At 71.5% G+C, this 11,322-nt stretch carries 12 protein-coding genes; all 12 read left to right on the top strand.

Annotation, left to right across the window (positions count from 1 at the left end):
• Window positions 1-152: 152 nt before the first annotated feature.
• Complete coding sequence (locus tag ACLQ2V_RS27430; RefSeq protein WP_425721479.1) at window positions 153-2,639, top strand: type IV secretory system conjugative DNA transfer family protein; 2,487 nt, start codon at window positions 153-155, stop codon at window positions 2,637-2,639.
• Between the two features lie 210 nt (window positions 2,640-2,849).
• Window positions 2,850-3,764 carry a replication-relaxation family protein gene (locus ACLQ2V_RS27425; RefSeq protein WP_425721478.1) on the top strand — a complete coding sequence of 305 codons (915 nt, stop codon included), beginning with the start codon at window positions 2,850-2,852 and terminating at the stop codon, window positions 3,762-3,764.
• Between the two features lie 417 nt (window positions 3,765-4,181).
• The gene (locus ACLQ2V_RS27420) at window positions 4,182-4,916 is read left to right on the top strand and encodes a hypothetical protein (protein ID WP_425721477.1); all 735 of its coding nucleotides are present in this window, start codon (window positions 4,182-4,184) and stop codon (window positions 4,914-4,916) included.
• A 109-nt stretch (window positions 4,917-5,025) separates the two neighbouring features.
• Window positions 5,026-5,553 (top strand): hypothetical protein, encoded by a 528-nt coding sequence (locus ACLQ2V_RS27415; RefSeq protein WP_425721476.1) that lies wholly within the window; start codon window positions 5,026-5,028, stop codon window positions 5,551-5,553.
• A 196-nt stretch (window positions 5,554-5,749) separates the two neighbouring features.
• On the top strand, window positions 5,750-6,100 hold the full coding sequence (locus tag ACLQ2V_RS27410; protein WP_425721475.1) for a histone-like nucleoid-structuring protein Lsr2: 351 nt from the start codon (window positions 5,750-5,752) through the stop codon (window positions 6,098-6,100).
• A gap of 177 nt (window positions 6,101-6,277) precedes the next feature.
• On the top strand, window positions 6,278-7,228 hold the full coding sequence (locus ACLQ2V_RS27405) for a MarR family transcriptional regulator (protein WP_425721474.1): 951 nt from the start codon (window positions 6,278-6,280) through the stop codon (window positions 7,226-7,228).
• A gap of 95 nt (window positions 7,229-7,323) precedes the next feature.
• The gene (locus tag ACLQ2V_RS27400) at window positions 7,324-8,064 is read left to right on the top strand and encodes a GGDEF domain-containing protein (protein WP_425721473.1); all 741 of its coding nucleotides are present in this window, start codon (window positions 7,324-7,326) and stop codon (window positions 8,062-8,064) included.
• A 134-nt stretch (window positions 8,065-8,198) separates the two neighbouring features.
• The gene (locus ACLQ2V_RS27395) at window positions 8,199-8,588 is read left to right on the top strand and encodes a hypothetical protein (protein ID WP_425721472.1); all 390 of its coding nucleotides are present in this window, start codon (window positions 8,199-8,201) and stop codon (window positions 8,586-8,588) included.
• Window positions 8,589-8,781: 193 nt separating this feature from the next.
• Window positions 8,782-9,855 (top strand): M23 family metallopeptidase, encoded by a 1,074-nt coding sequence (locus ACLQ2V_RS27390; protein ID WP_425721471.1) that lies wholly within the window; start codon window positions 8,782-8,784, stop codon window positions 9,853-9,855.
• A gap of 192 nt (window positions 9,856-10,047) precedes the next feature.
• On the top strand, window positions 10,048-10,185 hold the full coding sequence (locus ACLQ2V_RS27385) for a hypothetical protein (protein WP_425721470.1): 138 nt from the start codon (window positions 10,048-10,050) through the stop codon (window positions 10,183-10,185).
• A 60-nt stretch (window positions 10,186-10,245) separates the two neighbouring features.
• A complete protein-coding gene (locus tag ACLQ2V_RS27380; protein WP_425721469.1) occupies window positions 10,246-10,839 on the top strand; it encodes a DUF262 domain-containing protein in 594 nt (197 codons plus the stop codon).
• A gap of 72 nt (window positions 10,840-10,911) precedes the next feature.
• Complete coding sequence (locus tag ACLQ2V_RS27375; protein ID WP_425721468.1) at window positions 10,912-11,301, top strand: hypothetical protein; 390 nt, start codon at window positions 10,912-10,914, stop codon at window positions 11,299-11,301.
• Window positions 11,302-11,322 lie beyond the last annotated feature (21 nt).

The following is an 11,322-nucleotide window of genomic DNA, read 5'->3' as shown; positions in this document are numbered from 1 at the left end:
CCGCCCCCACCACCACCGTGAACACCACCACCAGAAACGTCCCCGTCCCCGGACCGATCAACCCGTCATACGCCGCCCCCCCCCCCCCCCCCCCCCCCCCCCCCCCCCCCCCCCCCCCCCCCCCGTCCGCGTGACTGCGAAGGGCGCACCTCATGACCGCTCTCCTTCCTCCCCCGTCACCTGCCCCCGTCGGCACCGCACCCAGCTCCACCGTTCCCTCATCTCCGGCTGTCCGTGTGACCCTCCAGGCAGTGGATTGGGCCGCTGACCGGCCGTGGTTGCTCGGCGTCGCCACCGGCCTCTTCCTTGTCTGGATTGCCGCCCGCAACCTCGTCTCGCTCTGGCAGCACCGGTATCACGCCGCAGGTGCCCGGCTCGTCACCATCGCCCCACCACCCGAGGTCGACGAGCACAGCGCCGCCGCGCTGTGGGCGAACCTGGCCGGCATCCTCACCCCATCCCGTCGCCGGCGGCTGCTTTACGGCACACCGCACGTGGCGCTGCAGTACGTCTGGACCGGCCGGCAGCTGCTGATCTCCCTGTGGGTGCCCGGCACGGTGCCCAACGGGGCGGTCGAGGCTGCTGTCCGCGCGGCATGGCCCGGTGCTGCCACCACCAGCAGCCCTGCCGACGCCCCGATCCCCGCGGCAACGGCTGCCGCGGTGGGCGGACACCTGCTGCCCGTCGCCGCCGATTGGCTGCCGCTGAACGCCGACCACGACGCCGACCCGCTGCGCGCCCTGATGTCCGCCGGCTCACAACTTCACGAGGGCGAATACGCCTGTGTGCAGGTCCTCGCCCGACCCGCCGCGCCCCCACGGGCCGCGCGGGCGCGTCGCGCCGCAGGGCAGCTGCGCCAGGGCGCGACCGCTGTCCCGTTGGTCAGCCTCGCCGGGGTGCTGACCGACCTGGTCGGCATCTTCCTTCCCGGTTACTCCCGCAGGCCGACCAGCGGCGCGTCCGGCCGCCGCCCGGACCCGACCGTCGAGCGGGACGTGCGGGCGATCCTCGACAAGACCTCCCACCAGTTGTGGGAGACCGGGATCCGGTATGCGGTCGCCTCCCGCGCCCACCGTGACGGCACCCTGCCCTACCACCGGCTCCGTGGTGTCGCCGACGCGATCGCCTCGTCCTTCGCCGTCTACGCCAGCCGTAACCAACTCGCTCACCGGGCCCGGATGCGGCGCCCCATCGCGGTCCTGGCGGCGCGGCGGCTCGGTGCGGGTTTCCTGACCAGTTCCCCGGAGCTCGCGGCGATGGCGGGGCTTCCCCGCGATCTCGCGGTGCCTGGGCTGGACCGGGCCCGCGCGAAGTCCATGCCCGTCCCGGTCGCCGTGCCCTCCGGTGGGCGGGGCCGCAAGGTCCTCGGCGACGCCGAGGTCGGCGGCCACGCCGTCGCCCTGTCCGTGCCAGACGCCCGCTACCACACGCACATGGTCGGCCAGACCGGCTCCGGCAAGACCACACTGCTCGCGAACCTGATCATCGACGACATCAAGGCCGGCCGGGGCACCATCGTGCTCGACCCGCACGGCGACCTCGTCCTCGACGTGCTCGACCGGCTCCCCGCCACGGTCGCCGACAGGGTCGTGCTGTTCGACCCCGCGCAGCCGAACCCGCCCGCGATGAACCCCCTCGAAGGCGACGACCACGACCTGGTCGTCGACAACCTCGTGAGCATCTTCGGGTCTATCTTCTCCAAGGCCTGGGGGCCTCGGATGGACGACGTGATGCGGGTGTCCTGCCTGACCCTGCTCAGGCACGCCAACGTCACCCTGCAGCACATCCCACCGCTGCTCAACAGCGCGCAGTTCCGATCGGCGATGACCGTGGACCTCGACGACCCGGACGGGCTGCACGGCTTCTGGCAGTGGTACGACGACCTGTCCCCAGCGCTACGGTCGCAGATCATCGGCCCCGTGCTGGCCCGGCTCCGCGCGTTCCTGCTGCGCGACTTCGTCCGTAAGACGATGCGTTACCCCCGGTCGAGCTTCGACATGTCGAAGGTCCTCGACGGCGGGGTGCTGCTGGTCCGGATTCCCAAGGGGGAGCTGGGCGAGGACACCAGCCGCCTGCTCGGCTCGCTGATCCTGGCCCGGGTGTGGCAGGCCGCGACCGCCCGTGCCCGCGTTCCCGCCGACCGCCGCAAGGACTGCTCGATCTATCTCGATGAGTGCCAGAACTTCTTGACCCTCGCCTCAAGTCTGGACACCATGCTGGCGGAGGCCCGTAAGTACCGCCTCGCGATGACCCTCGCGCACCAGGACCTCGCCCAGTTCCCCCGGGAACTCCTCGCGGCCGTGTCAGCGAACGCCCGCAACAAGATCTACTTCAGTGTGGCGCCGGAGGACGCGCGCGTCCTGGCCCGGCACACCCTGCCGGAACTCGATGAGCACGACCTCGCCCACCTCGACGCCTACACCGCCGCCGCCCGCCTGGTCGCCGACGGCCGGCAGACACCCGCGTTCACCATGCGGACCCGCCCGCCGCTGCCGGTGGTGGGCGAGGCCACCGCGATCCGCCACCAGGTCGCCCAAGCGCTGCCCGTCCAGGATCCGTCGGTCCTCGACAGCCTGGTCAAGCAGCACAGCCAACGGTCGGACGACCGGCGCCGCAGAGCCGGCAAGCCGCGATCCTGACCGAACTGTCACCGCGTCAGACACCGGCTTCCGCAGCGGGATCCCCGAGGGGATCCGGCACCCCTTCCAACCCGCTCGCCCGCGCCGGCTGACAGATCACCGGTGGCGGGATCTTCCCGCCGCACTGTGGCCTGCCGACCCGCCGCCGCAGCTGCCGCTCACTCAGACACCCTCCGTATGGAGGGCTCTCTTCCCTCTGGAGCACCCGTCGTGTCCAGCCGCCTTCCGCCCCGTTCCGCCGCCTCCGACCCGTACCTGCACACCCGTCGTCTCACCTCCCGTGACCGGCTGCTGCTGTCCTGGCTCGCCGAGCACTACCTGCTGTCCACCCACCAGGTCACCAAGGCCCTGTTCCCCTCCGGCCGCAGCGCCCGCCTACGCCTGACCACGCTGCACCGCATCCAGGCCCTCGACCGGTTCGTCGACACCACCGCCGCCGCCTCCAACCAGTACCTGTACGCCCTCGGCCCGCTCGGTCTGCTGCTGCACCGCGACGCCTACCACGACCCCGACACCCCGGCGGCGAAGCCACCGCGCAGCAGCCGCGACCGCGCCAACCGCATCGTCGGCAGCCGCAAACTGCGCCACCTGCTCGGCGTCAACGAGTTCTTCACCGACCTGTACGCCCACACCCGCACCCACCCACACGCCCGGCTTGAGCGGTGGTGGTCCGAACAGCACGCCACCGCCGCCTACGGCGCCGCCGGCGTCCAGCCCGACGGCCACGGAGTCTGGACCGTCGGCGACACCACGGTCGGGTTCTTCCTCGAGTACGACAACGGCACCGAACCGCTCGGGCGGCTCCTGGCCAAGCTGCGCGCCTACGAGCGGGTAACCCACTTCGGCCCCCGCTACCCGATCCTGTTCCGGGTGCCCAGCCCAGGCCGCGAGCGCAACCTCCTCCACGCGCTCACCGACGCGCCCGCCACGCTGCCGATGGCCACCGCCGTGCACGGCACTGACCCCGCCGGACCCGTCTGGACCCTGGCCAGCGAGCCCGGCTGGCCCCGTCACCTGCACGAACTGCCCAGCGATCATGGCCCGTACACGGCGATGAACCCGAACCGGTTCGTCCGCCGCGACCCCGAGCCACCCACCGACCAGCCCCACCACACCACCCCGTAACGGGACACCCACCGCCGCTGTCGCAGCACGATCCCCCGCTGTCAGACCACGGAGATCTGTCAGTCAGCAGCGGTCCTGCCGCCCTGACCACCGTCCGCCTCTGACAGCGCAGGTCATAGGCCCTCTTCGCGATCTGCGGCACGTCCCGCGCTGACAGATCGGGCCGCTACGGTTCTCGGCACCACAGCACCTTCACATATCCCCACCCGGCAGGCCCCACCCTCGGCCTCTTCGCCGCACCCCGGCACCTGACGCCCACCCGCCTCACGGCCGGTCGGCCCAGCAGCCCGCGACGAACCCCGACGGTCGCACCCGCCACCTCGCACCAACCCACCCATCCCGCAGCCGGCACCCACGCACCCAGTGGACCGGCTACCTCCGCGTGCCCACCGCACGCCCAACCCCAAGGAGACCCACATGGCCAAGAAGACGGCCCCCGTGGCCACCCCGGCCCCCGTGGTCATTCCCGGGGCAGTCGTTCGCACCATGACCGTCTGCATCCCCGACCAGCTGTCCCCGGTGCTCGACAGCGCCCGGCACCTCGAACGTCACCTCGGCGTGGCGGGCACCAGCTGCCCCCGGTACTGGGCCTCCCCGGCCCTCTACCCCTGGCAGCGCCGTCAGCTCATCGACCTGCGCAAGGCCAAGACCGGCCCCCGGTACTGCGCCGGCGGACCGATCCACCTGCTCGACCTGGCCGGTATGCGCCACGGCGCTTACGTCGGGGCCAGCGTGCGCCACGCGCAGTGGGCCCACGTGGTCGCCGGCACGAAGGCCGCCGCCGCGTGGCCGGTGTTCCTTCAAAAGCACCTGTCCGACCCGTCGGCCTATCCGATGGACACCGCGATCGCCGAGTTCAACCGGCAGCCGAGGGTGCAGGCCATGCGCATGTACAACGCTGCGGCCTACGGGGCGGGGCACCTCGGCCTGGGCGACCTGGAGATGTTTCAGGCCGGTGCGAGCGCCTACGCCAACTACCACGCCCTCTGGGCGGTGTGCACCGACGCCTTCCTCACCGAGGCCGGCGACCGGCTGCGACCGGCCAGCGCGTACTTCGCTGACCGGATCACCTACCTCGAGCAGGCCGCCCGCTACCTGGACACGCTCGACGACGCCCAACGGCTCTTCGCCGTGAACCTGCACCACCAGTGACCGGAGACCGGTCGGGCCAGCACATGGACATCCCCTCGCACCCAAAGGGTCCCGTGTGCCGCCCGACCGGCTCCACCCCACACCCCAGCTCTGGAAAGGTTGGCCTCGGATGCCCCTGCGACTCTGGTTCGACCTGGCTACGGTGCTGCACCTGGCCGAAACCGCCGCCGCTGCCCACCAACGGGTCGACCTCGACGACCACGTCGCCACTGACACCCCACCCGCCCTGCACCTCATGCGCCACCACGGCGGCTACCTCGACGACCGCCTCTACATCGACGGGAACTCCGCACCACGCCTGCCGGCGGACGACGCCAGAGCGGAACCGTTCCGCAGCAGCTGTCGCGGTCGCCGCTACGACCACGGCATCACCTGGAACGAGTGGCTCGGTAGCCCACCCCGCCCCCGTCGACCGAGCCAGGCCCAGATCGGGCTCCTCGACGACACCCGACTGCTCGACCTGCTCCGCGCCGGCCACGCCGCCGGATTCGACATGTTCACCGTCGACGTCGACGCCGGTTTCCGACCGGCGGTCGCCCGACGCCGACCCCGCCCTCGACGATCCCGCCGGGCGCCCCGGGCCGGGGCTTCCTCACCCGCCCGGCCCGAGCAGCGGCCGCCCTGTACCTCTTCCTGACCGAAGAAGCTGACGGGCCAGGCCGACCCCACACCTCGCCGCTGCCCACACCCCCCTCGGCTCGACGCCGCCAGCCATGGCCGAAGCACCACCGACCGACCCCTGCCATCGCGCAGGAACCACCCGACCAACTCCTGCCCCGTCGCCACCTGGCGCGGGGCTTCTGCGTATCCCTCCTGGAAAGGACACACCCCAGATGGCCATCAGAACCCTGACCGTCGTCTACGACGACCTCGACGGCACCACCGACGGCGTCGACACCTACCGGTTCGCCTTCAACGGCGTCCGGTACGAGATCGACTTGTCCCGCCCCCACTTCGACCAGATGGCGGCCGCCTTCCAGCCCTTCATCGCCGCCGCCCGCCGACTGCCGACCGCGGCGACGCCCAAGCAGTCCAAGGGCAGCACCAACGCCGAGAAGCGGGAGGCCAACGCCCAGGTGCGCCACTGGTGGGCCACGCACTGGCAGGAGCAGAACCTGCCCGAGGCCAGGACCCGAGGAGCGATTCCTCCGGCCGTCCGCGACGCCTACCACGCCGCCCACTGAACCGGCCGCGCATCCGGACGCGCCCCTCGACACCGAGCGACACCCACCTCGTGGCCCGCAGATGTCGTCGGAGTTTCACCCAGCCGACTTGATCTCGCCGAGCTTCGAAGCGTCCATGAGTGCGCGCCTCACCCACATCCACGCCTAGCAACCCGAACTACTAGAAAGGAACGGCGCATGACCGACAGCAGCACGACCCTGTCGACCCTGCAGCGGGTACTGACCGCCCTCGCCGAGCACGGTCCCACCACCGCCGCGAAGCTCGGCGAGTCCATCGGAATCGCCTACCCGACGACCACCCCGAAGCTACGGGAACTGGAGAGCGCCGGCCACGCCGAGCGAGTCCGGACCGACCAGCGCACGACCCTGTGGCAGCTGACCGACACGGGCAAGGCCGCCGCCGCAGCGCTCACCCCCACCACCGGCGGCGTGGAAGCCTCCGCCGCGCCGACGACGGACACCAAGGGGCCCGCCCAGCCCGAGCCACACATTCACCCCAGCCCGGAGCCGGAGCCGGAGCCGCGCGGTGACGCCCCGCCGCAGGAACAGCCGCAGGGCACGCCAGCCGTGGACCCCAGCGGCGAGCCGCAGACCGACTCGGCGGCGGCGGAAACCCGCCTCGCCGCCCCCGCAGAGGCGGAAGCGGCCAGCCCCGCTGCGACGGACCACGTCGCCGTGCCGCGACCGGCGTCGAAGGCCGAGCCCGTCCTCGACCCGCAACCGGAAACCGGCAGCGAAGCCGCCCACAACCAGCCTGCCCCGCAGGCACCGGACGGCAGCCACACCGACGAGCCGCAGGCCGACCCGGCGGTCGACACGAAGGAACAGACCCCGCCGCAGGCCACGGAGCCCGAGGCCAGGGTGCGGGACAGCGACGGGCGGCGGAAGCCGGCGCAGCCCCGACGCCGCAAGGGAGAACTGCGCGACGAGGTGCTGGCGCTGCTGCGCCGCAACCCGGACACCGCCTACAAGGTCGGGGAGATCTGCAAGCTGCTCAACCAGGCCCACGACGGCGACGCGGTCAACAAGGCCAGCGCGGGTGCCGTGGCCAACGCCTTGGACAAGCTCGTCATCGCCGGCACCGTCACGCGACTCGACACCAAGGTCGCCACCTACCGGGCCGAGTAGCCGCCCGTCCACCTTTGGCAGCCCGGGGGCGGGCGTCGACGTTGGCGCGGCCACGCCCACCCCCGGTGCTCCTTCACAGACAAGGAGCGACACCAGTGTCTCAGACAGCGAACTCCCTTCTCACCGCTGCGGGCGGGCTCCTCGCGGGACTCGCCACCGCCGGCCTGTGGGCGCTGCGCCTGCGGACCCTACTGGCGCACGCCCGCGCCCGCCTGGGCCGGCAGGACCGGGTCATCCGCGACGCGCAGGCCCTCGTGGAAACGCTGCGGGCCGAACGCGACACCTACCACCGGCAGGCCATCGAGGACGACACGACGGGCCTGCCGAACCGTCGCGCGGCGATGCGCCAGCTGACGCGCGCGACCCACGCCCACGACCACGTCGGCGTCATCGTGCTCGACCTCGTCGGCTTCAAACTGATCAACGACCGGCTCGGGCATCGGGCCGGCAACACCCTGCTGTCCCAGGTCGCCGACCGCCTGCGGCGGTTGAGCCGCGCCGGCGTGTTCGCCGCCCGCCTCTCCGGCGACGAGTTCGCCCTGATCGTCGCCGACGCGGATATCGAAAGAACCGCGACGGTGGCCGAGCGGGCATGGAAGGACGTCAGCCACGTTCCGTTCGCCCTCGACGGACGGCAGATCAGCGTCGTCGCCAGCGTCGGCTACGCCACCACCGTGCAGGGCGACCACGGCCCTGAAGCGCTGCTGCACCGAGCCGACATCGCCATGTACTGGTCCAAGTCCTACGGCGGCGTGGTGTACGGCTACACCGAGCAGATGGGCGACATCCCCGCTGGTGGCCGTCCCCGCGACTGGCCGCCGCGCCGCGACCGCTGACCACCACCAGGCCAGGTCAGGTTGGCGCCTGCCAGCCACATTCCCGCCTTTCAGCTGTCCCCCGGCGGTGTTCGTCGACCAGCGGCGAGCCTCGCTCGGCGGATGCCACCAACCCCCAATTTCTGGAGCAATTCATGACTGACGTCACCGTCGTCCTGCGCCATCTCGCCCGCCTCGGCGGCGCGGCACTCGACGCCGAGCAGATCGCCGTCACCGCCGCGCAAAACACCGCCGCGCTCTCGGAATTCGTCACCGCCGGCTGCGCCCTCGCCGCCGCCAACGTCCAAGAGGCGTTGCTCATCGACGCCGCCGAGGTGCTCCTGAGCGTCTACGACGGCACCACCAGCCACGATCTCGTCACCGCCGCACAGCGTCTGCAGGTTGTCAGCCTCACGCTCGCCCACGTCCGAGAGCATCGCGAGGCCACACGCGTGCGCTTCCACGAGGCCTGCAAGGCTCTGCGGCACGACGGCGCGCTCATCAGCGGAAGCCTCGAAGCCGGCACCCCGCACAAGGCCCACTGACGGGATCCACCCGGCTCCACGTCCTTGTGCGGTCCACCGGCGCTGACGTCTGGCGCGGTTAACAACCCGCCACGGCCGGGAGCTCCGAGCGCACAGCCTTTCATCGATCCGGCGGCCAGAGCCGTCGCCGTTGCCGACACCACCCCTACCCGCACACACGGCGCTGCCGTATCAGCGCGCACTGGAGTCAGCCATGAATATTCGCACCGTGGTCTCGGCCGTCATTGCCGTTGTCACCGTGGTCGTGTTGTGCGCGGGTGGGCTGGGCGGTGCTCTCGCGGGCGGCACCGGCACCGGGCAGTGCCTGCCCGCCAACGTCTCACCAGCCAGCGCCTCTACCGCCACGCCACCCGGCACGCCCCGCACGTGGCCACCGACAGGCCCGTGGGACGGCGAGCAGGTCGCCAACGCGGCGGCGATCGTCACCACCGGCACCGAGCAGGGGATACCGGCCCGTGGGCGGGTCATCGCGGTCGCCACTGCCATGCAGGAAAGCACTCTGCGGAACCTGCCCGACGGCGACCGGGACTCCGTCGGGCTGTTCCAGCAACGTCCCAGCCAGGGCTGGGGCACCGCAGCCCAACTCCAGGAACCCGTCTACGCGGCGAGCACGTTCTACGCCAGACTGGTCACGGTCAGCGGCTGGGAGACCATGCCGCTGACCGAGGCGGCGCAGGCCGTGCAGAACAGCGCCTATCCCAACGCCTACGCCAAGTGGGAGCGCCCCGCTACCGACCTCGTCGCGGCCATCGCTGGGGCTGCCGGCCCACCGGCGGCTACCCCGCCCGGCTGCCGGGCCACCGGCCCCTGGACCCGGCCGCTCCCCGCCTCGGTCGGGTCCGGCTTCCGCAGCAGCGACCGTCCCCACCACGACGGCGTAGACCTCATCGCACCACGAGACACCATCATCCGCGCCGCCTCCGCCGGCACCGTCCGCACCGCCCGCTGCGACGCGGTGCACGCCGGCACGGGCGCGCGGTGGGGCTGCGACCGCGACGGGGACCCCCTGCTCACCCGCGGCTGCGGCTGGTACGTCGACATCGCCCACACCGGTGGGCTCCTGACGCGCTACTGCCACCTGGGGCAGCGACCGCAGGTGGCGGTCGGACAACACGTCACCGTCGGACAACCCATCGGCGTCGTCGGCTCCACCGGCCACTCCAGCGGCCCTCACCTGCACTTCGAAGCGCACCTCCACGGCGACCCAACCGACCCGGTGCCCTTCATGGCAGCACGAGGGGCATCCCTCGGCGAAAGAACACGGTAATCGACCAGCACTCCACTGAAAGCACCAATTTCAGAAGGCGACGGGCGTTCTCCGCGGAGCGTTCCGGAAAGCCACGCCACAACCAAGGAAATTTTGAAAGTGGGGAAAGAGATGAACCTCGCCAGTGACTGCAATTCCTCCTCCCAGCACCGCCCCGAGCATGACTGCCAAGCCGCCGGGACCCTCGAGTTCGTGGCGACCTACGGTGCGCCGGGGATTGGACAGGCCTGGACCTGCACCACATGCGGGAGGGACTGGTCCCGGGTCGGCGGCGAGTTCTGGCCGGCCGAGCTGGACGCGCACGTCCTGCGCCTCGAAGACGTCGAGTAAACCCGCCTTCGAAAGACATAACCACCTGCGCAACTCATTCATCCTCAGCAAAGGAGCGGCATGACACGGCAAACAACATCCCCACTGGCGACCCTGCCCATCGGCTTCAGCATCTGGTCCATCTACGAATACACCGAGCGGATCCGTCGCGGCGAGATGATCCTCGACGCGCCCTACCAGCGTGGCCGCCGCTGGACCGACGACCAGCGCATCGCTCTCATGCGGTCCTGGCTGCAGGGAGTCCCCATCCCCGCCGTCGTCCTCAACGACCGCACCGCAGCCGCCTGGCACGCCAGCGACCCCGACGCCCACACCACCTACGCGGTCATCGACGGCCGGCAGCGCCTCGAGACCGCCCTCGCCTGGCAGGACGGCGACCTGGCCATTCCCGCCTCCTGGTTGCCCGCCGACTGGATCCGCCTCGCCGAGGACAGCGACGACGGCCCCTACGTCCGCGTCACCGGCCTGCGCACGCCCCGCCGCATCACCCGGCTGATGGACCTGCCCTGCGTCCGGGCCCGGGTCGACACCGTCGCGGACGAAGCCACCATCTACCAGCTCATCAACGGCACCGGAACACCCCAGACCGACGCCGACCTCCACCGGGCCGCCCTCATCGCCAACCCCCCGCCGCCCCGGAGCACCAACCGGTAGCGCGCAGCCGCCCCGAAGCCCGGCACCAGCACCCGGCACCTCTCATCACCCCGCCGAGGAAGGAAGCAGACCGTGACCGCGAACCAACTCGTCCTGAAGTACTGCGGCGTCAAGATCGATGACCAGGCGCTCGACAACGTCCTCTACGCCGACACCAGCCGACCGACCGTAGCGTCGGAACTGCGTGGCGTGCTCGCCGCGCTCATCAGCACCGAAGCGCAGATCGCCGCGCTCCTGCCGACCATCAGCCAGTCGCTGCGCGACGTCGAGCGCGTCCTCACCGCCAGCCCTGGCGACCGCACCCCGCCCATCGACTCCACCGGCGTCGTTCAGGCGCGAGGACCGCGCCTGGACGCACTGCTCGGCAGGCGATCCGCGCAGATCGAACACCTGCGGGCCATGACCCGGCTCTGGGCGACGCACCACGCCACCCCGCCCACGACCAGCCCCGCGCGGCGGTAAGGCACCCCACCTCGGCGCGAC

Source organism: Micromonospora sp. DT233, assembly GCF_049841815.1.
GTDB lineage: Bacteria > Actinomycetota > Actinomycetes > Mycobacteriales > Micromonosporaceae > Micromonospora.
Note: the sequence above shows the minus strand (reverse complement) of the source record. Positions and strands in the feature narration are given on the sequence as shown.

What these genes read in the sequence shown, in the direction of transcription:
- ACLQ2V_RS27410 (WP_425721475.1), top strand. Translation starts at nt 5,750, where the DNA reads ATGGCCATCAGAACCCTGACCGTCGTCTACGACGACCTCGACGGCACC.
- ACLQ2V_RS27395 (WP_425721472.1), top strand. Translation starts at nt 8,199, where the DNA reads ATGACTGACGTCACCGTCGTCCTGCGCCATCTCGCCCGCCTCGGCGGC.
- ACLQ2V_RS27430 (WP_425721479.1), top strand. Translation starts at nt 153, where the DNA reads ATGACCGCTCTCCTTCCTCCCCCGTCACCTGCCCCCGTCGGCACCGCA.
- ACLQ2V_RS27405 (WP_425721474.1), top strand. Translation starts at nt 6,278, where the DNA reads ATGACCGACAGCAGCACGACCCTGTCGACCCTGCAGCGGGTACTGACC.
- ACLQ2V_RS27380 (WP_425721469.1), top strand. Translation starts at nt 10,246, where the DNA reads ATGACACGGCAAACAACATCCCCACTGGCGACCCTGCCCATCGGCTTC.
- ACLQ2V_RS27390 (WP_425721471.1), top strand. Translation starts at nt 8,782, where the DNA reads ATGAATATTCGCACCGTGGTCTCGGCCGTCATTGCCGTTGTCACCGTG.
- ACLQ2V_RS27420 (WP_425721477.1), top strand. Translation starts at nt 4,182, where the DNA reads ATGGCCAAGAAGACGGCCCCCGTGGCCACCCCGGCCCCCGTGGTCATT.
- ACLQ2V_RS27415 (WP_425721476.1), top strand. Translation starts at nt 5,026, where the DNA reads ATGCCCCTGCGACTCTGGTTCGACCTGGCTACGGTGCTGCACCTGGCC.